Genomic DNA, 19,771 nt, shown 5'->3' with positions numbered 1-19,771 from the left:
TGCATTATGTGATTGTGATAAGAATGTTACAGCCGTGATCACCTTACGCGGCGCCGACATGCGTGCACATACAGAATAAAAAAACCGCACAGCAAAACTGTCACATGAAGGAAGACGTGTTCGTCTCTTCCCGAACCCTACGGCTATATCTTAAACCGCTACGTTGGGAAAAATCTATGCAACTTGAAACGCTGGATATTGCGTTATTTGTCACTTACGTTCTTGCACTTATCGGTATTGCCTGGTGGGTGTCACGCGAGAAACAAGGGCACGAAAAAGATACGAACGACTACTTTTTGGCGGGGTCCAGCCTGCCGTGGTGGGCGATTGGTGCGTCACTGATCGCAGCAAATATTTCTGCTGAACAGATTATTGGCATGTCGGGCTCGGGCTACCAGATTGGTCTGGCTATCGCTTCGTATGAATGGATGGCAGCGATCACGCTCATTATTGTCGGTAAGTTCTTTTTGCCGATCTTCCTGAAAAACAAAATTTACACCATGCCGCAGTTTCTGGAGCAGCGCTATGATCACCGGGTTCGTAAGGTGATGGCGGTGTTCTGGCTTGGTGTGTATGTGTTTGTCAATCTGACTGCGGTACTCTGGTTAGGTGCGCTGGCCATTAATACCATCGCCGGGGTCGATCTCATCTATGGCATGATTTTCTTAGGGCTGTTTTCACTGGCCTACTCGCTGTACGGCGGACTGAAAGCCGTTGCACTGACCGATATCATTCAGGTGGTGCTGCTGGTCGCTGGCGGGCTGTTCTTATCTTACACGGCGCTGAACCTCATTGGTGACGGTCAGGGACCGGTGCAGGGATTCGCCACACTAACAACGCAGTTACCTGAAAAATTCGACATGATCCTGTCGGAGGACAATCCGCATTATATGGATCTGCCTGGCATTTCGGTGCTGATTGGCGGCATGTGGATCATGAACCTGTCTTACTGGGGCTTTAACCAGTACATTATTCAGCGTGCTCTGGCCGCCAAAGACGTGCATGAAGCGCAAAAGGGAATTGCCTTTGCCGCATTCCTGAAACTGCTGATGCCACTGATTGTGGTGATGCCCGGCATTGCTGCCGTATTGATTGTTCCGGACCTGGCCAAACCCGATCAGGCCTATCCGTCACTAATGACGCTGATGCCGGTCGGCCTGAAGGGTATTATATTCGCGGCACTGGTGGCAGCAATCGTATCGTCGCTGGCATCAATGACCAATAGTGTGTCGACCATCTTCACCATGGATATTTACAAAGATCGCTTCCCCGATAAGTCTCAGCATCACTACGTGGCGGTTGGACGAATTGTCAGTGTGTCGGCGCTGATCATTGCGATGATCGCCGCGCAGCCGCTGCTGGGACAGTTTGACCAGGCCTTCCAGTATATTCAGGAATTCACCGGCTTCTTCACGCCGGGTATTTGTGCGCTGTTCCTGCTGGGTATGTTCTGGAAGAAAACCACGCCAAACGGTGGTCTGGGCGCTGCACTGGGGTCGTTCCTGCTCAGTCTGATCTTCTGGTACGCCTGGCCGGGCCTGCCGTTTATCGACCGGGTGGGACTGGTATTCCTGTTATGTGTTGCGCTGGCCGTGATTATCTCCATGCTGGAAAACCGTGGTCACCATGAAAAAGCGGTGGAGCTGGGTGATGTGAACTTCGCCACCACTAATGGCTTCAATGTTGCGTCCGTGGCGGTGGTGATGATCCTCATCGCGTTTTACACCATCTGGTGGTAATCAACTGAACAAAATCTGACCTTGCTGCCGGGCGTCACCGTTTCACATTGTGATAGACTTAAGCTCGGCAGGGTCAGAAAGTTGAAAAGTGAAAAAGTGAAAAGTTGTCTGACCCGACGGTGAAGTAGGGTATACTGCCGGCAGTGAAGTTTGTGTCAGGTGATAGCCTGCACACCCATTAATATCAGGCTGCGGTAGCCTTACGGCAGCCAGCGTTTTGAATTAACAGGAGAGATCAATGGCAAGCAGAGGCGTGAACAAGGTCATTCTCGTGGGTAATCTGGGTAATGATCCTGAGGTACGATACATGCCTAACGGTAATGCTGTTGCCAACCTGAGCCTGGCAACCAGTGAAAGCTGGAAGGATCAGCAGGGGCAGGTACAGGAAAGAACGGAATGGCACCGTCTGACCATGTACCGCCGACTGGCAGAAGTGGCCGGCGAGTATCTGAAAAAAGGCTCGCAAATTTACGTTGAAGGTAAACTTCAGACTCGTAAATGGCAGGATCAGTCGGGTCAGGACCGTTACACCACCGAAGTCATTGTTGACCAGATGCAAATGCTTGGCAGCCGTGGCGACAGCGGCGGTGGCGGTGGTGGCTACCAGCAGCGTCCACAGTCTAATCAGGGCGGCTACAACAACCAGCAGGGTGGCTACCAGCAAAACCCTAATCAGGGTGGTCAGGGCAATCAGGGCGGCGGACGTCCGCAAAATCAGCCACAGTCAAACCAGCCGCCAATGGCTGAGCCGGATTTTGACTTTGATGACGATATCCCGTTCTGATTCCCAGTAAAACTTATTAAGTAGAATAATAAACTACTGAAAAGCCTCTGAGCTTTTATCTTGATGGTCTGCAGGCTGTTGAGGTGAAACTCAGAGGTTTTTTTGTATAAAATAAAATGGAAACTGCAACAGATGCGGCTTATTGGGCGTGAGAATAAAAGCTGTATTTTTACGGCATTCAAAATAAGGCAATAAAAAACCCTCCGAAGAGGGCTTTATAAACCTGACGATATTACTTTTACTTTTTGCGGCTCGACCAGCCTATACCGAGCAGGCTTAAACTAAGCAGTAACAATGTGCCTGGTGCTGGCACCGCGAAAGAATTACCCGCTGCACTCGTTTCAAACTGTACGTTGTCCAGCTGAATGCGCGTGCCCGGCGAGGCAGGTGTATTAGGCGTTTCGGTCAGCTTGAAAAAGAGACCTGCATTGTTAGTCGTACCTGCCAGGTTGTAGCCTGTTAAATCCAGCATACCATTAAACTGAGCCGTTTGACCGAACGTGGCGTTACTGCTCAGCATACTGAACAGGTTAACAACAACGAACTGCGATGTGTTCGCATCCAGATACTGGAAATACACGTCAAACTCATCAGGCGTTGAAGGCGCCGTCACCTGCCACTGGTAGTCGAACCAGATATCGGCACTCATTGCATTGGCGTCCACTGTGAATAACTGATAAAACTCTGAGAAACCTTCCTGACCAGGGCGCCCCAAATGTGCCGTGCCTGCATTCCACACAGTATCAATATTTCCGTTTGCACTGCCATTGATTGTCCAACCGCTAAGGTCGCTATCAAAGGTGCCATTGGTAATTAAGCTGGCATTGGCACCTAACGAGACGCTTAGGAACAACAATACCATGAATGATTTAACTGACGATTTAATATGCATTTGTATTTCCTGTTTACTACCTGGTCTGCAGCACATCACTGTGCCCATGAATAAACAAAATATATGCATTATATGTACCGATAAATAAATTCTATACAGAACAGTATGTTGTATCTTAATATGGGCAGGAGACACGTAGCGGCCAGTAAAACTGTAAAGATTTTTGACAGTTGCCACGCTATGGTGCATTAGCGGAACAACAGGCTATCACGGGCCATCCCACATGAGGCCGTTATCAGGTGTCCTGGTAGTCTTTACAGCGTATACGTGCTACCGACTCCTGCCAGCCGCTATAAGCTTCGTCACGCTGCGCCTTGGTAAGGCGAGGTGTAAATACCTGCTCTTCACGCCAGTTATGACGAATATCTTCTATATTTTCGTAGATTCCGGCCTGAAGACCAGCCAGAAACGCAGCGCCCAGCGCAGTGGACTCAGTGACTTCGGGCCGTTGTACTTCAGCGCCAAGAATGTCGGCCAAAAAGCCCATCACCCAGTCATTATTGGCCATGCCGCCATCAACCCGTAATGTCGTGGGTCTTGCACCATCCGACTCCATCGCCTTCTGAAGGTCTTTGGTCTGATAACATACGGACTGCAAACCGGCCGCGACGATTTCACTGATGCCGGTATCACGGGTGAGACCTAATATGGCGCCTCGTGCATCCGGGTCCCAGTAAGGTGCACCTAGCCCCGTGAAAGCGGGCACCATAAACACGCCATTATTCTCCCTGGCACGCTTAGCCAGTTCTTCCGATTCTGCGGCATTTTTGATTAAGTGCAGGCCATCGCGTAACCATTGTATGGTTGCCCCTGCCATGAAAATACTGCCTTCAAGCGCATAAGTGACCTCTCCGCCAAGCCGGTAGCCCACTGTTGTCAGCAGGCGGTTGGCAGAGTGTAGCGGCGTATCGCCGGTATTTAAAATCATAAAGCAGCCGGTGCCATAGGTACTTTTCGCCATGCCTTTATCAAAACAGGCCTGGCCAATCAGTGCTGCCTGCTGATCCCCTGCCACACCCTGAATGGGCACGGCTTTACCCAGTATTGCTTCACTGGCTTCACCAAACTCAGCGGCGCAATCGCAGACCTCCGGCAGCAAACTGGCAGGAATATTAAAGGTATCAAGCAAGTGTTTATCCCAGCACTGATTGTTGATATCAAACAGCATGGTGCGCGAGGCATTGGTGGCGTCAGTTTTGTGTGACTGCCCATTCGTCAGTCGCCATATAAGGTAGGTATCCATGGTCCCAAAAAGCAGATCGCCAGCCTCTGCGCGCGCCCTGGCCCCTTCTACATTTTCCAGCAGCCAGTGAATTTTGGTTGCAGAGAAATACGGATCAAGCAGCAGACCGGTGGTATTGGTGACGTGCTCGGTCAGTGACGTATCCTGAGAAAGTTCACGACATATATCGGCTGTTCGCCGATCCTGCCAGACAATGGCAGGGTAAATGGCTTCACCGGTATGTTTGTCCCAGATAAGGGTTGTTTCGCGCTGATTAGTGATGCCCAGCGTGGCAACATCATCAATACTGAGTTCACATTGCGCGAATACGGCTGCGATAGAGTCAGTGACGCTGCGCCAGATATCATCGGGGTCGTGTTCCACCCAGCCGCCGTGCGGGTAGTGCTGGCTGAACTCCTGTTGCGCCATGGCTTTAATATCACCAGACGACGAGAAGATGACGGCCCGTGAGCTGGTGGTTCCCTGGTCGATAGCAAGAATATAGTCTGACAACGTCGCAACTCCCTGAATATAAAAGTACTGGCAATATATAGCGCAATGGGGCCAGGTAACAACCATTAGTGCCATGCCGGTGCGCTGTGATTACTCTAGCGCCATACACAGCGGCAGGAAAAACGAGCGCAAAACTCAGCGGCAGACCGGTGGCAGATTGCAGAATAATGACATTTATAGTGGCGCTGCGCGCAACTATGCCGATATCATTACGACAGAGCAGTAAAAAGGCAAAAATACACATGGCAAAGAAAGGTGGAGAAGCATCAACGCAGTCGCGCAGGCTCATTGTAAATCTCGCGATCGTGGTGATTTTTGCCAGTGTAATGGTGGGCTTTATCAGTTACTTCTACCAAAGCGAACCAAACGTTCAGGACAGGCTGCTGCGGTCGTTGGGTGACAAGCTCGAATCTGAAGTAGTACGGGCGCACTGGCAGTGGCAGGCGCAGGGACGGCCAGAGACCATCATGCTGGTGCACTACAACGACGAGGGTGCTGAAGTTGGTCGCTCCCCGGTCCGTTTTACGATGAACGGGATGCCTGCCGTAAAGCCAGGCAGCGAAGGCTGTCAGAAATTATGGTCGTCATTACTAAGCAGTCCAATGCGAATAGACGGTTTTCTGGTGCGCGCTGAATACTACCGGGGAACACTTCTCGATAATGATCCGGTTAACGCCCGCTGCCGTTTCAGGCTGAGTCGCGGCACGCACTTTGACTACTTTATTTACAACGGCGCGGTTGAGCACGAGCAGTAATCGGATTAACCCCCCATTTGACGGCGTGTTTGCACGCGCTCAGACAGGCGCAGTCGCAATGATTCGCCATGCTTATCTGATTCAATACGCAGAATGGCCTAAAAACAACGGAATTTTATTGCCTTAAGTGAATGGCTACTTGCTGAAAAATGCCCCCATTGATAAGCTGTCACGACAGTAATTGGCTTCACGCTGGCAAATGTAGTTCAGACCCTCATAGCGCGCCAGCACAGTAATGGGAATACACTCTTCATGTTTAAAAAGCTTCGAGGCATGTTCTCTAATGACCTGTCCATCGACCTCGGAACCGCCAACACGCTCATTTACGTTAAAGATCAAGGCATTGTTCTTAACGAGCCGTCGGTAGTCGCGATCAGGCAAGAGCGGGCATCTGGCCCAAAAAGTGTGGCAGCGGTTGGCGCTGAAGCGAAACGGATGCTAGGCAGAACGCCAGGCAATATTCGCGCAATACGGCCAATGAAAGACGGTGTTATTGCCGACTTTTACGTTACCGAAAAAATGCTGCAGCACTTCATCAAGCAGGTGCATGACAATAACTTCCTGCGCCCGAGCCCGCGCGTGCTGGTGTGTGTGCCTTGTGGCTCTACTCAGGTCGAACGCCGCGCAATCAAGGAATCTGCACTGGGTGCCGGCGCCCGCGAAGTGTACCTGATTGACGAACCTATGGCCGCTGCTATTGGTGCCGGGCTGCCGGTATCTGAAGCGACCGGTTCGATGGTCGTCGATATTGGTGGCGGTACCACCGAAGTGGCTATCATCTCGTTAAACGGTGTGGTGTATTCTTCGTCCGTACGCATTGGTGGCGACAAGTTTGATGAAGCGATCATTAACTATATTCGTCGTAACTTTGGCTCACTGATTGGTGAAGCCACCGCCGAGCGGATTAAACACGAAATCGGCGCCGCTTATCCCGGCGAAGAGGTGCGTGAAATTGAAGTGCGCGGTCGCAACCTGGCAGAGGGTGTACCACGTGGCTTTACGCTTAACTCAAACGAAATTCTGGAAGCGCTGCAGGAGCCGCTGACCGGCATCGTTTCTGCAGTCATGGTCGCGCTGGAGCAATCACCACCTGAGCTGGCATCCGATATCTCAGAGCGGGGTATGGTACTCACTGGTGGTGGTGCACTGCTCAAAGATCTTGACCGCCTGCTGATGGAAGAAACCGGCATACCGGTGGTTATTGCTGATGATCCTCTGACATGCGTCGCCCGTGGTGGAGGTAAGGCATTTGATATGATCGACCTGCATGGCGGCGACCTGTTTAGTTACGAATAAGCAGGCAAGGCAACCGCACAGGTTGCCTTCTTTTTAGCATGGATACTATATTCACCCGCGGCCCGTCCCTGAACAATCGCCTCGCGCTGGCGCTGATATTGTCGCTGGTGCTGATGTTTGCTGACCATCGTCTGGATGGCTTTAAGTCGGCGCGTGTCTATATGAATTCGCTGATGAGCCCACTGCAATATCTGGCCAACCTGCCGGGCCTGATGCTGAGTGAAAGCGCTCAGCAGCTGACCTCCCAACAACAACTGCTGACTGAGAATGAAAAGCTTACTAGTCAGGTGTTAATGATGAGTGAGCGCTTACAACGTTTTACCATTTTGCAGCAGGAAAACCGCGAATTACGGCAGTTGCTCGAAGCACCCACCAAGCAGGGCATGCGGAAAATGGCCGCCGAGCTGATGGCGGTGGATAATAACCCCTATAGTCAGCAGGTGATGATCAATAAAGGCGCGATTGACGGTGTGTATTTATCACAGCCAGTACTGGATGATCAGGGAATTGTGGGCCAGGTGATGGAAGTGGGCACCACCAACAGCCGGGTCTTGCTGATCGCGGATGTGACTCATGCTATTCCTGTGCGTTCGGTGCGTACCAATATTCGCTTTATTGCCAGTGGCAGTGGCACACTTAACGAACTCTATTTAGAGCACGTTCCCCATAGTGTCGATATTCGTGAAGGGGAGATGCTAATGTCATCAGGGCTTGGCTCCGTGTACCCACAGGGTTATCCCGTCGCCAAAGTCACCAGTGTTGTGCGGGATGAGAGCCGTCCATTCAGCCAGATTATAGCCCAGCCACTGGCACGCCTAAACAGGCTCAAATACCTGTTGCTACTGTGGCCGCAGACAACGCCGGAAGACGAGACACAACCTGCTGAACCGCAAGCTGACGACCCCCGGACAGACACTGAGGAGGCTAACTAGTGCTCAGCGCCCGACATTATGCCATTCCAATCAGTATTCTTATTTCACTGGTGCTGCAAATCATGCCGCTGCCTATTCAGGTCGATATGTATCGCCCTGACTGGGTGCTGATTGTGCTTGCCTACTGGTGTATGGCGCTGCCCAACCGCGTGAACGTGGGGGTTGCTTTTATTACCGGGGTGGCGCTGGATATTCTGATGGGCGCCACGCTGGGCATTCACAGTCTGGCTCTGAGTCTGTCAGTGTATGTGCTGGCGGCCAACTACCAGCGATTGCGTAATTATTCGGTCTGGCAGCAGGCGATTATTATTGGTTTACTCAGCGCTTTGTATCACCTGGTGGTGTACTGGCTTGAGCATCTGCTGACCGATATCTATTTTCAGTTTGCCTACCTGTGGCCGGTTATCACGTCAATGGTACTGTGGCCCTGGGTGTTCTGGATGTTGCGCAAAGCGCGCCGACAAATGCGAATCAGTTAGCAGGACAGGCTATGACATCTCCACTTATTCTGGCTTCAGCATCACCGCGCCGCACGGCATTGCTAACGCAGGTAGGTATTGCGCACCGAGTGATGCCCGTCGATATCGATGAGTCGCCCCAATGCGATGAACGCCCCTGGGATCAGGTGTTGCGTCTGGCCTCAGAAAAGGCCAGCACGGCATTTACGCGGCTTGGCGAAGAGAAACAAAACAGTGTCATTCTGGCGTCTGATACGCTGATAGCACTGGACGGAGAAAGTATAGGTAAACCGGCCGATTTATCAGACAGTAAGCGTATTTTGCTGCAGCTGTCAGGCCGTACCCATGATGTGCTGACTGCCATATCAGTGAAGAATGCTGACCGCCAGCGCAATGAATGTATTCGGACTAAGGTTCATTTTGCTGAGCTGACGGAGCAGCAAATAGAAAAATACTGGACCACAGGCGAGCCGCTGGATAAAGCCGGCAGTTATGCCATACAGGGAATTGGTGGTCAGTTTGTGAAAGCAATAGAAGGCAGTGCCAGCGCCGTCATCGGTCTGCCATTGTATGAAACAATTCAACTGCTTAACGAGTTCGGGGTGGAAAAATGAGTGGTGAATTGCTGATAAATGTAACGCCGTCAGAATCGCGGGTGGCCCTGATTGAAAACGGGATCCTGCAGGAAATCCATGTCGAGCGGCATACTAAACGGGGGCTGGTAGGGAATATCTATCGGGGTAAGGTCAGCCGTGTATTGCCGGGCATGCAGGCCGCTTTTGTTGATATCGGGCTGGATAAAGCCGCGTTTTTGCACGCCTCAGATATCGTTATTCATAACGAAGTTGTCGAAGAAGTCTCGGCCAGCCATATTGAAAAACAGGATATTCGCGAGCTGGTGCGTGACGGGCAGTTTATTGTGGTGCAGGTGGTTAAAGACCCCATTGGCACCAAGGGCGCACGTCTGACAACCGATATTACAATCCCGTCGCGGTATCTGGTGTTTATGCCCAGTGTCCGCCATGTGGGGGTCTCGCAGCGAATAGAAGAGGAATCTGAACGCGAAAGGCTGAAGTCACTGGTACAGGAGTTTTGTGATGAGAGCGGTGGCTTTATTCTGCGTACGGCTGCAGAAGGCGTAGGTAAAACCGAACTAACCCAGGATGCAGCCTTTCTGCGGCGCTTATGGGACAAAATTCAATCGCGCATGAAAAAGCGCAAGTCCAATGTGTTGTACGAGGATCTGCCACTGGCACGCCGCGTATTGCGCGACTTTGTAGGCACCGAGCTGGATCGGATCCGTATTGACTCAAAGCTGAGCTACCAGGAGCTTTTTCAGTTCACCAAAGAATATGTGCCGGAAATGAACGGTCGGCTGGAATACTACACCGGCGAGCGGCCTATTTTCGATTTATACGATGTTGAGAACGAGGCGCAGCGTGCGCTGGAACGGCGGGTAGACCTGAAATCCGGCGGCTACCTTATTATCGATCAGACCGAGGCAATGACGACCATCGACATCAACACCGGTGCCTTTGTCGGTCATCGTAACCTCGAAGAAACCATTTTCAATACCAATATCGAAGCCACACAGGCGATTGCCCGCCAGCTTAGATTACGCAATCTGGGAGGCATGATCCTGATTGATTTTATCGATATGACGGAACCTGACCATAAACGGCGTGTCCTACATAGTCTGGAAGCAGCCACAAATAAAGATCGTGCAAAGATCAATATTCACGGCTTCACTGCGTTAGGTTTAATTGAAATGACCCGCAAGCGCACCCGTGAAAGTCTGGAGCATACGCTCTGCGGCGAGTGCCCGGTGTGTAAAGGACGTGGCTCGATTAAAACAGTTGAGACAATTTGCTTTGAAATTATGCGTGAGATCGTACGGGTAAACCGTGCGTACGACGCCGATAAATTTGTAGTGTATGCATCCCCGAGTGTCTCCGAGGCACTGATGGGCGAGGAATCTCACATGCTCGCAGAACTGGAAGTCTTCGTCTCAAAGCAGATTAAAGTGCAGACAGAGCCCTTGTATAATCAGGACAAGTACGACGTCGTGATGATGTAGTGCAGATGACTGTTCTAGCGAAGATGTAACGGGTAAAGGCGTAGTGTGACAAAATTTTCTTCGGCGGCTGCCTACCTGGTCAAAAAGGTGTGGTTGCTGTTGGCAGTGGTGTTGGTGCTGTTCGCTGTATTACTGAGTGTGATGCGGTATGCACTGCCTCATATTGAGCACAAAAAGCACTTGCTGGAGGACTATGTCAATCAGCAGTACGGGGTGAACCTGTCTATCGACAGCGTGCATGCCGTATGGCAGCGGTCCGGACCCAGCATAGTGCTGGAGAACGTGGCACTGGCACAGGATGCCAGGTCTCCGGTCGCGCTGCAGGTCGATAAAGTTTACGTAGAAGTGGACTTTTGGCAATCACTGACTCAGCAACTGGTCTCATCCAACCGCTTTGAGCTGGTGGGGCTTGATCTGGATATTAACACCGACCGGCTCGATGGCAGCAGCGACAGCGATTTCCCGGTTGTCGAGGCCCTGAAACGCTTATTCCTCGAACAACTACAGCAATTTTCCCTGCGCACCGGTGAAGTCAGTCTGACACAGGCAGGTAAGCAGCATGTGTTCGATATAGAACAGTTGTCCTGGCTCAACCGGGATGCCCGACATCAGGGGCGCGGTACCATTCAGGTCAGAGACATATCGGCTAATTCCGCCTCGTTTATTATCGACCTGCATGGCAATCATGAGGCACTGAAAGGGACCTTCTACGCGAAAGCCGAGGAACTGGACATCTCACCCTACGTCAGCGACTTGCTGGACACCAAACGCCCGTTGACAGAGAGCCGGGCAAATTTTGAAATCTGGGCGGATATTGTCGACAGCGATGTTGCGGCAGTGCAGATGGAAATCGAGCGAAGTTTGCTACAATGGGGAGGGGAAGCGGTATCGCCACTGTATACGGGACTCAGAGCCGGAAGTATTCAGGCCCTGCCGCACGATGGTGGCTGGAACCTGCGGGTTGACCAGCTGATCCTTGATTCGGTGAATCAGACTATGGTGACGGATCTGATAGGCAAGGTTACGCCTCAGGGCGAGTGGCTGCTAAACACCGTAAAACCTGTGCCAATCAGTCCGTTTCTGATGCTAACTCCATTGCTGATGAGCGAGGCCAGTGAAGAAGAGCTGCAGGCGCTCAACCCCCAGGGGCAGCTGGCGACGTTGCAAATTCGCAGGCAGTCTCAGGGACTTTCAGTGGCGGCCAAACTGCTGGATGTGTCCTGGAACCAGACCAGCCAGATACCGGGCATGTCGGGGCTGGAAGCAGAGCTGTTCTGGGACAAACAACAGGGGGCGGTGTTGCTGTCTGCCAATGATGAACCCATCGCCGCCGATAAATCAATGCCCGGTGATTTTATGCTGGATGCGCTGCGTGCAGAGCTTTATGTCTATCCGCTTTCCACCGGCAAAGCCAGGCAGTGGGAGCTGCTGATGCCAGTTGCTGAGCTGAACACGGATAAAATCAGCCTGAGCCCCGCTGCACGTTATAACCTCAGTACCGGTCACCTGGATGTGTATGCTGACATAGACAGCCTGCCTCTGGCCGGTGTTGATCAGCTGTTTCCAGACATTATGGGAGAGAAAACGGCGGGATACCTGAGCCGGGCCTTCGCAGGACAGGGTCAGGTTGAGAATGCCCGAATATTATTCAGTGGCAAGCCGCAGGCCTTCCCGTATCCGGACAACAGCGGTATTTTTCAGGCTTATGTGTCGCTTACCGACAGTGACTTCATGTTCTCACCCGACTGGCCGGCACTGTCAGAGCTGGACCTGAACCTTTACTTTGTCAACGATTCACTGGTCATGGAAAGCGAACGCGCGATGCTGGACGGTGTTGAGATCCGGGATATGTCGGCGGCGATTCCAGGGCTAAGCGGCGCATCCACCTTATCCATTTATGCCACGGGTGCAGGAACTGGCGAATCACTGACATCACTGATGACACAGTCAGGCATCGCTGATTCACTGGGCAAGGTACTGGATAAACAGGTGCAGATCACCGGGCCGGTTAGCTCGCAACTGGCGTTACATATACCGTTAAACGGCGACAGGGTGACGGCCACTGGTACGGCTACACTGACCAGCAATCCGGTCTATATCACTGCAACGAACATGCAGTTTAATGATGTCAGCGGCGACGTCAGCTTTAACAATGATCATATCAGCGCAACCGCGCTGTCTGCCCGTTTGCTGGAACAGCCGCTTACCCTCACTCTCGAGGGACAACAGCAACAGGACAATTACAACCTGACACTTGCTGCTGCCGGGCAGTGGGATACCGCCACGCTGCTGGCGCGCCTCAATCCAGACTTTCAGCAATACGTAGCGGGCGTCTCAGACTGGCAGGCAGAGGTTGCGCTGTTGCTCGGTGCACAATCCTACCGTTACACGGCCAGTATTGCGGCACAACTGGCCGGTGTAGCTTCAGACCTGCCAGCACCGTTTAACAACCGGCCGACAGACAACCGGGTGTTACGCATCAGCAGCGAGGGCGATGAAACAGCGTCAACGATCAGTGCCGATGTAGGCGACAGCATTCGGTTCGATGGCTTGCTGCCCCATGCTGAACTGCAGTTTTCCCGTGCGCACCTGGCGTTGGGGAATAGCGACTTCACCGGACTTGGTATGGGCTTTAGTATTTCAGCGGATTTACCACAAGTGGATATCGGGCGCTGGTACGACACGGTCGACCTTATCGTCAGCAGTCAGTCTGAGGGCGGCGAGGCCGGGGAAGCGACGCAGAATCAGCTTTTCGCCGTGCCTGAACGTATTTTCGTCAAAGCCGGAACATTGCAGGTGGGTGGGCAAACACTGAAAGATGTGGACGTGACAGCCAAACAACGCAATAAGGACTGGCAACTTGATATTAACGCCGCGCAGGCAAGGGCCACGGTGAATATTTATGATCAGTGGCTAAATCGCGGAATTGAGGTGGATGCAGACTTTATGCAACTGCAGACAGTGAGTTCCGCGTCAGACGGCGAGGATATCATGGCCAGAAGCTGGCGCGCTGACACCCTGCCACCTATCTACCTGCATTGTCAGCAGTGCACCATTAACGATATAGAACTCGGTGAAGTGATTCTGGATGTCGAACGCAATGATAAAGGCATGCTGATCAAACAGGCGAGTGCCAACAGTAAACACGGCAAACTAGTCGCTACTGGTCAGTGGAACTTTGCTGATTCGCACAGTGTGACACGTATGACCGGTACGCTGGACAGTAATGATGTGGGCGATATGCTGGAATCCTATGGTGTGCAGACCGGTATAAAAGATTCAGAAGCGGACATTTCATTTGTGCTGAGCTGGCCTGACTCGCCCATGGACTTCACACTAGAAAAGATCAGTGGTGAAGTAGACTGGGGCCTGACAGACGGCTATCTGACTGAGCTTTCAGATCAGGGCTCGCGAATTTTTACCCTGTTTAGTCTTAATTCACTGGTCCGCAAACTTAGCCTGGATTTCCGTGATGTGTTTGCCAAAGGCTTCTTCTACGATGAAATGGGCGGCAGTCTGCGTATTGCTGATGGCAAGGCATTTACCGATGACACGGAAATTGACGGCGGTGCCGGCGACATTGAGATCCGTGGCTATACCGATTTAAAAGCGGCGACACTTAATTACGATGTGTCGTTTACGCCGAATGTCACCGGCAATCTGCCGGTACTGGTGTATTTTCTGGCTACTCCGCCCACGGCGCTCGCGGCATTGGCCATTGACCAGGTGTTGACGTCTGCCAAAGTGATCTCCAATGTGAATTATAAGGTGTCCGGGACCCTGAATGATCCTGTCTTTGAAGAGGTGGGACGTGACAGCAAGGATATCAGTTTACCCGCTCAGACCCGGCCCAGTATTCCCGAAGAGGGAGCCGATCGCCCTTTGATGGAGGACGATTTACAACGACTGAATATGGAGGTAATTGATGGTTAATCTGGTTGCAGTACAAATGACCTCTACCCCGGATGTTGAGGAAAACCTCAGTATGGTCGAGGCAGAACTTGCCCGGCTGAAGAGTGATACGCCGCCACTGGTCGTCTTGCCAGAGTGCTTTGCCTGTTTTGGTACCCGCGATCGCGAATTGCTGGATGTTGCCGAGTCTTCCGGCGACGGGCTGATCCAGCGTCGCCTGGCAGAAATGGCTAAAAGATATCAGTGCTACCTGATCTCCGGCACTTACCCTGTAAAAGCCAATACCGACGATAAGTTTACCGCCACCTGTCAGCTATACGGGCCAGACGGTGAATGTCTGGCTGACTATAAGAAAATTCATCTGTTTGATGTGGCCATAGACGACAACACCGGCTCGTACAAAGAATCGAAATACACACAGGCAGGCACAGAGGTCGTCACCGTCCAGACGCCCATTGGCAACATCGGTCTGGCAGTGTGTTATGATGTGCGCTTCTCAGGGTTATTTAACGCCATGGGCGACATTGACATTCTGGTGCTGCCCTCAGCCTTCACCCAGCACACCGGTCAGGCACACTGGCACTCGCTGGTGAAAGCACGGGCCATTGAGAAACAATGTTTTGTGGTGGCGGCGAATCAGACCGGTGAACATGCAAATGGGCGCCGAACCTATGGGCATAGCCTAATTATCTCACCCTGGGGCGATACGCTGGCAGAGTTGCCGACCGAGACCGGCAGCATTCAGGCCAGCTGCGATTTAAATGACAGACAGGCATTAAAAGCCAAAATGCCTGTCATGCAACATAACCGATTCAGGAGCGATTTTGTCTAATACTGTTGAACGTCACTTATTGTCTGATTCAGGGCTGGATGCACAGTCGCTGGAAAAGGCACTGGCCACTATTCACCATTTCGACAATGACTTTGCCGATTTGTATTTTCAGTCCAGCCAGCATGAAAGCTGGGTGCTGGAAGACGGGATCATCAAGGAAGGCAGCTATAACATCGAGCGTGGTGTGGGTGTGCGGGCTATTAGTGGCGAAAAAACAGGGTTTGCCTATTCCGATGAAATCAGCCCAGAGGCGTTAGATAAGGCCTGTAAGGCCGCGCGCACAATTGCGTCAAGCGGTGGTCAACATAAAGTCGAGGGTCTGGGGGCGGCGCACTATCCGCTTCGCTATCAGACCGACAATCCGATTGTGGCGATGCAGGATGCCGAAAAGATCAGTTTACTGCGTGCGGTTGATGCGTATATCCGTCAGCAGGAGCCGGGCGTCAATCAGGTTGTCGTAAGCTTAAGTGGTGTGTACGAGGAAGTACTGGTCGCCGCCAGTGACGGTACGCTGGCCACAGATATCCGTCCGCTGGTGCGCCTGAACTGCATGGTGTTGCTGGAAAACGGCGAGCGTCGCGAGCGGGGGAGTGCTGGCGCCGGTGGCCGTTATGCCTATTCGTTTTTCACCCGTGACGAAAATGACCGCCCTTATTATCAGCAGCTGGCTGACGATGCCCTGCATATGGCACGGGTGAATATGGAATCGGTGGCGTCTCCTGCCGGAACCATGCCTGTGGTGCTGGGGAATGGCTGGCCTGGCGTGCTGTTGCACGAAGCGGTAGGTCATGGTCTGGAAGGCGACTTTAACCGCAAAGGGGCGTCGACCTTCAGTGGTAAAATGGGTCAGCGGGTCGCAGCGAAGGGCGTTACTGTGGTGGATGACGGTACCTTAAGCGATCGACGTGGCTCGTTGTCGGTGGATGATGAAGGCACGCCAACGCAGCGTAATGTGCTAATTGAAGACGGGATTTTAAAAGGCTACATGCAAGACAAGCATAACGCCCGGCTAATGGGTGTGCCGCCCACTGGTAATGGCCGTCGTGAGTCTTTCGCGCACCTGCCAATGCCGCGTATGACCAATACCTTTATGCTGGCAGGTCAGTACGATCCGAAAGAAATTATCGCCTCCATCGATAAAGGTATCTACGCACCCAACTTTGCCGGTGGCCAGGTTGATATCACCTCCGGTAAGTTTGTGTTTTCCAGTGCCGAAGCGTACCTCATCGAAAACGGCAAGATTACCGCGCCGGTAAAAGGTGCCACGCTGATTGGCAATGGCCCTGAGGTAATGCAGCAGGTCTCCATGATTGGTAACGATGTGGCGCTTGATAAAGGCGTAGGCGTGTGTGGTAAAGACGGGCAAAGCGTGCCCGTTGGCGTTGGTCAGCCAACCCTGAAAGTAGACCGGTTAACGGTAGGCGGCACCGCCTAGCAGAAATACCGTGACGGATAAGGCCGCCTGACTGGCGGCCTTGTTGTATGTGCAAGGACCCGTGTGGTTTAGCCGTTAGGCATGTGCTCTTTCAGGTACTGGAACAGCTCCCGGTAAGCCTTCGGCGGGCCATTCTTTTCCCGTTCCTTTTTCACCTGCCGGTGGTACTGGCGAAGCTTCTGCCGCTCCAGCGTCGGGTACGCTTCAAGCAGTGACTGAATGGCGCCATCGCCCTGCTGTACCACCTCATCACGGGCTTGCTCAATGGCGTGGAATGCTGCATTGCTAGCCTGATGGCTGTTATTCAGCCGTGCCAGCGCATCTTCGATATCACTGACATCGCGGCCTCGCAGAAGCTTACCAATAAACTGCAACTGCCGGCGGAAGCCGTCTTTCTTGCGGTTAATCGTACGCGCCTGCGACACCGCCTCGGCAACGTCGTCATCCATGGGGATGGTGTCAAGGTTGGCCCGAGTCAGATCGACCAGTGTCTGGCCCAGCTTCTGACGCTCATTGGCCTGGCGCTTCAGTTCTGACTTACTTACCCATTCTTCCTGCTCACCCTCAACATCAGCAAACAGGGACGGGTCTTCGGAATACCGCTTGTTATCGCTCATTTCAAACTCATAAGTGTTACACTTGGCTAAATGCTAATTATGACAGACAGACTGAGGCAGCGAAACTTACTATGCAGATAGACCAGCAAATAGCAGACATCCAGACCATCGTTGATGACGTCCTGAAAATGGCGCGCGACAAAGGTGCGACCCAGGCTGAAGCGAGCATGTCGAAAATTGAAGGCATTGCCGTGTCATCGCGCTTGAGAGAAGTTGAAAATGTCGAGTTTACCAACGATGGCGGGCTGGGGATCAGCGTGTATGTGGGTAAGCGCAAGGGCAGTGCGTCTACAGCGGACTTAAGTAAATCGGCGCTGGCGAAAACAGTGGAAAAGGCCGTTGATATCGCCCGTTATACCAGTGAAGATCCATGCAGCGGACTGGCTGATGCCGAATTAATGGCCACCGAGTTCCCCGATCTGGATCTGTATCATCCTACCGAGCTGGACACAGAAAAGGCCATTGCCATGGCCATTGAAACCGAAGCAGCGGCGCTGGATTTTGATCCGCGCATCACCAATTCTGATGGTGCCTCATACAACGCCAACTTTGGCATGCGTGTTTATGGCAACACGCATGGTATTAATGCCGGATACCCCAGCAGCCGCTACAGCTTAAGCTGTATGGTGATTGGCAGCGATAACGACGATATGCAGCGCGATTATGCCTACTCTGTTGACCGTCAGCCTGGCTTACTGAGCAGCCCGCAGGCTGTCGGGCAGGAAGCAGCAGAAAATACGGTTTCACGTTTGGGTGCCCGAAAAATCGATACAGCCAATGTCCCTATTATTATGCATCGCGATCTGGCGGGCAGCTTTTTTGGTCATTACGTGGCCGCGATCAGTGGCGGAAACCTCTATCGCCGATCGTCATTTTTGCTGGATAAACTGGGCGCGCAGGTCTTTCCTGAATGGCTGAGCATTGAAGAAAAGCCGCACATGAAAGCCGCACTGGCCAGCTCCAGCTTCGATAACGAGGGTGTGGCGACTTCAGACATGACGATAGTCGATGAGGGAAGACTGGCTACCTATCTGTATACCACTTACTCGGCCCGCAAACTGCAGACCAGAACCAACGGCCATGCCGGTGGTATTCACAACTGGATCATCGGCAACACCGGTCACAGTGATACTGACTTGCTGAGCGAGATGGGTACGGGGCTGTTAGTCACCGAGCTGATGGGACAGGGCGTCAATATTGTCACCGGCGACTACTCGCGCGGCGCTGCGGGCTACTGGGTAGAAAACGGCGTGATCCAATACCCGGTGCATGAAGTGACGATTGCCGGGAACCTAAAAGATATGTTCTCCGGGATCCGTGCAATTGGCGCACAGCAGGATGTGCGTGGCAGCGTACATACCGGTTCGGTCCTGATTGATAATATGCGGGTGGCGGGTAATTAATTCCCCGCTATCAGCTTAATGTAGTCCATAAAAAACTCCGCCGATGTGCATCAGGCGGAGTTTTTTATATAGTCAGCACGAGGTGCTGCAGGAACTCACCGTTAACCGTCGACAGCACCGCAGAAGCGATAGCCTTCGCCGTGGATGGTTACGATCAGCTCTTCATCATTCGGCTCTGATTCAAAATGCTTACGAATACGGCGAATGGTGACGTCCACCGTGCGATCGTTGGGGCGCAGTTCACGGCCTGTCATTTCCATGATGAGCTGTTCACGGGTCAGGATCTTACCCGGATTGCTCAAAAACAGATGCAGGGCGCGGAACTCACTGCGGGGTAAACGGAACTCTTTACCCGATGGCGCGATAAGCGAGCGGCTGTCACCGTCGAGTGTCCAGCCATTAAAGCTGACGCGGCTTGGCAGGTCATCATCTTCGCTGGCATTGGTAGTGCGTGATAACAAATTACGCGCGCGGATAGTGAGCTCGCGGGGGTTGAATGGCTTGGTGAGGTAATCATCCGCACCAATTTCCAGGCCCAGAATACGGTCAACATCATTGTCTCTGCCGGTCAGGAAGATAAGACCAACATTCTTTCTGTCACGGACTTCACGGGCCAGAATAAGCCCATTTTTACCCGGCAGGTTAATATCCATGATAACCAGGTTGATGGAGTGGTTTTCGAAGAAGTCATGCATTTGCTCGCCATTTTCCGCTTCAAATACATTGTACCCTTCCGCCTCAAATAAGCTTTTTAGTGTGGTCCGTGTGACCACTTCATCTTCTACGATTAATACGTTTGGCGTCTGCATGCTAATTCACACTCTTTATCTAGATAACTGCTAAAGTTTAATATTCGCGACTTTGTTTGCAAGTTCATATTGTATTTTGAAAGTCAAGGTATTGG

The 19,771-nt window shown here is 52.3% G+C and carries 16 protein-coding genes; 12 read left to right on the top strand and 4 right to left on the bottom strand.

The genetic code is table 11. The annotated features are described in order from the left end of the window. The first annotated feature begins 176 nt into the window (after positions 1-176). Together IE054_RS08705 and ssb are read left to right on the top strand one after the other, a co-directional pair. A complete protein-coding gene (locus tag IE054_RS08705; RefSeq protein ID WP_189405405.1) occupies positions 177-1,739 on the top strand; it encodes a sodium/sugar symporter in 1,563 nt (520 codons plus the stop codon). Between the two features lie 238 nt (positions 1,740-1,977). Next, a complete protein-coding gene (gene ssb / locus IE054_RS08700; protein WP_189405403.1) occupies positions 1,978-2,523 on the top strand; it encodes a single-stranded DNA-binding protein in 546 nt (181 codons plus the stop codon). 238 nt (positions 2,524-2,761) lie between these two features. On the opposite strand, the gene IE054_RS08695 is transcribed toward ssb, so the two are convergent. Then, complete coding sequence (locus IE054_RS08695; RefSeq protein WP_189405399.1) at positions 2,762-3,415, bottom strand: PEP-CTERM sorting domain-containing protein; 654 nt, start codon at positions 3,413-3,415, stop codon at positions 2,762-2,764. 235 nt (positions 3,416-3,650) lie between these two features. After that, on the bottom strand, positions 3,651-5,150 hold the full coding sequence (gene glpK, locus IE054_RS08690; protein WP_189405397.1) for a glycerol kinase GlpK: 1,500 nt from the start codon (positions 5,148-5,150) through the stop codon (positions 3,651-3,653). Positions 5,151-5,392: 242 nt separating this feature from the next. Here glpK and IE054_RS08685 point away from each other — a divergent pair, with 242 nt between their 5' ends. The 9 genes from IE054_RS08685 to tldD all read left to right on the top strand — a co-directional run bounded on the left by IE054_RS08685 (position 5,393) and on the right by tldD (position 16,847). Then, complete coding sequence (locus IE054_RS08685) at positions 5,393-5,905, top strand: hypothetical protein (RefSeq protein ID WP_189405395.1); 513 nt, start codon at positions 5,393-5,395, stop codon at positions 5,903-5,905. Between the two features lie 252 nt (positions 5,906-6,157). Continuing rightward, positions 6,158-7,201, top strand: a complete 1,044-nt coding sequence (locus IE054_RS08680; protein ID WP_189405393.1) for a rod shape-determining protein — start codon at positions 6,158-6,160, stop codon at positions 7,199-7,201. Between the two features lie 38 nt (positions 7,202-7,239). After that, positions 7,240-8,133 (top strand): rod shape-determining protein MreC, encoded by an 894-nt coding sequence (gene mreC / locus IE054_RS08675; RefSeq protein ID WP_189405391.1) that lies wholly within the window; start codon positions 7,240-7,242, stop codon positions 8,131-8,133. Then, positions 8,133-8,612, top strand: coding sequence for a rod shape-determining protein MreD (gene mreD / locus IE054_RS08670; protein ID WP_189405389.1), 480 nt, complete (start codon positions 8,133-8,135; stop codon positions 8,610-8,612). Before mreC ends, mreD begins: the two co-directional genes overlap by 1 nt. Before the next feature lie 11 nt (positions 8,613-8,623). After that, entirely contained in the window at positions 8,624-9,205 is a 582-nt protein-coding gene (locus tag IE054_RS08665) for a Maf family protein (RefSeq protein ID WP_189405387.1), read from the top strand. Then, positions 9,202-10,668, top strand: a complete 1,467-nt coding sequence (gene rng, locus IE054_RS08660) for a ribonuclease G (RefSeq protein WP_189405385.1) — start codon at positions 9,202-9,204, stop codon at positions 10,666-10,668. Before IE054_RS08665 ends, rng begins: the two co-directional genes overlap by 4 nt. Positions 10,669-10,713: 45 nt before the next feature. Next, entirely contained in the window at positions 10,714-14,601 is a 3,888-nt protein-coding gene (locus IE054_RS08655; RefSeq protein WP_189405383.1) for a YhdP family protein, read from the top strand. Further along, entirely contained in the window at positions 14,594-15,412 is an 819-nt protein-coding gene (locus IE054_RS08650; RefSeq protein WP_189405381.1) for a carbon-nitrogen hydrolase family protein, read from the top strand. Before IE054_RS08655 ends, IE054_RS08650 begins: the two co-directional genes overlap by 8 nt. After that, positions 15,405-16,847, top strand: a complete 1,443-nt coding sequence (gene tldD, locus IE054_RS08645; RefSeq protein ID WP_189405379.1) for a metalloprotease TldD — start codon at positions 15,405-15,407, stop codon at positions 16,845-16,847. Before IE054_RS08650 ends, tldD begins: the two co-directional genes overlap by 8 nt. 68 nt (positions 16,848-16,915) lie before the next feature. On the opposite strand, the gene yjgA is transcribed toward tldD, so the two are convergent. Continuing rightward, positions 16,916-17,464 (bottom strand): ribosome biogenesis factor YjgA, encoded by a 549-nt coding sequence (yjgA, locus tag IE054_RS08640; RefSeq protein ID WP_189405377.1) that lies wholly within the window; start codon positions 17,462-17,464, stop codon positions 16,916-16,918. 71 nt (positions 17,465-17,535) lie between these two features. On the opposite strand from yjgA, the gene pmbA reads away from it, so the two are divergent. Continuing rightward, the gene (pmbA, locus tag IE054_RS08635) at positions 17,536-18,867 is read left to right on the top strand and encodes a metalloprotease PmbA (RefSeq protein WP_189405374.1); all 1,332 of its coding nucleotides are present in this window, start codon (positions 17,536-17,538) and stop codon (positions 18,865-18,867) included. A 101-nt stretch (positions 18,868-18,968) separates the two neighbouring features. Here pmbA and arcA read toward each other — a convergent pair whose 3' ends face one another. Beyond that, positions 18,969-19,676 carry a two-component system response regulator ArcA gene (gene arcA, locus IE054_RS08630; protein ID WP_189405372.1) on the bottom strand — a complete coding sequence of 236 codons (708 nt, stop codon included), beginning with the start codon at positions 19,674-19,676 and terminating at the stop codon, positions 18,969-18,971. Positions 19,677-19,771 lie beyond the last annotated feature (95 nt).

Source organism: Alteromonas halophila (assembly GCF_014651815.1).
Classification (GTDB): domain Bacteria; phylum Pseudomonadota; class Gammaproteobacteria; order Enterobacterales; family Alteromonadaceae; genus Alteromonas; species Alteromonas halophila.
This window is presented reverse-complemented; position numbering and strand designations above follow the sequence as displayed.

What these genes read in the sequence shown, in the direction of transcription:
- IE054_RS08705 (WP_189405405.1), top strand. Translation starts at nt 177, where the DNA reads ATGCAACTTGAAACGCTGGATATTGCGTTATTTGTCACTTACGTTCTT.
- ssb (WP_189405403.1), top strand. Translation starts at nt 1,978, where the DNA reads ATGGCAAGCAGAGGCGTGAACAAGGTCATTCTCGTGGGTAATCTGGGT.
- IE054_RS08695 (WP_189405399.1), bottom strand. Translation starts at nt 3,415, where the DNA reads ATGCATATTAAATCGTCAGTTAAATCATTCATGGTATTGTTGTTCCTA.
- IE054_RS08685 (WP_189405395.1), top strand. Translation starts at nt 5,393, where the DNA reads ATGGCAAAGAAAGGTGGAGAAGCATCAACGCAGTCGCGCAGGCTCATT.
- IE054_RS08680 (WP_189405393.1), top strand. Translation starts at nt 6,158, where the DNA reads ATGTTTAAAAAGCTTCGAGGCATGTTCTCTAATGACCTGTCCATCGAC.
- mreC (WP_189405391.1), top strand. Translation starts at nt 7,240, where the DNA reads ATGGATACTATATTCACCCGCGGCCCGTCCCTGAACAATCGCCTCGCG.
- IE054_RS08665 (WP_189405387.1), top strand. Translation starts at nt 8,624, where the DNA reads ATGACATCTCCACTTATTCTGGCTTCAGCATCACCGCGCCGCACGGCA.
- rng (WP_189405385.1), top strand. Translation starts at nt 9,202, where the DNA reads ATGAGTGGTGAATTGCTGATAAATGTAACGCCGTCAGAATCGCGGGTG.
- IE054_RS08650 (WP_189405381.1), top strand. Translation starts at nt 14,594, where the DNA reads ATGGTTAATCTGGTTGCAGTACAAATGACCTCTACCCCGGATGTTGAG.
- yjgA (WP_189405377.1), bottom strand. Translation starts at nt 17,464, where the DNA reads ATGAGCGATAACAAGCGGTATTCCGAAGACCCGTCCCTGTTTGCTGAT.
- pmbA (WP_189405374.1), top strand. Translation starts at nt 17,536, where the DNA reads ATGCAGATAGACCAGCAAATAGCAGACATCCAGACCATCGTTGATGAC.
- arcA (WP_189405372.1), bottom strand. Translation starts at nt 19,676, where the DNA reads ATGCAGACGCCAAACGTATTAATCGTAGAAGATGAAGTGGTCACACGG.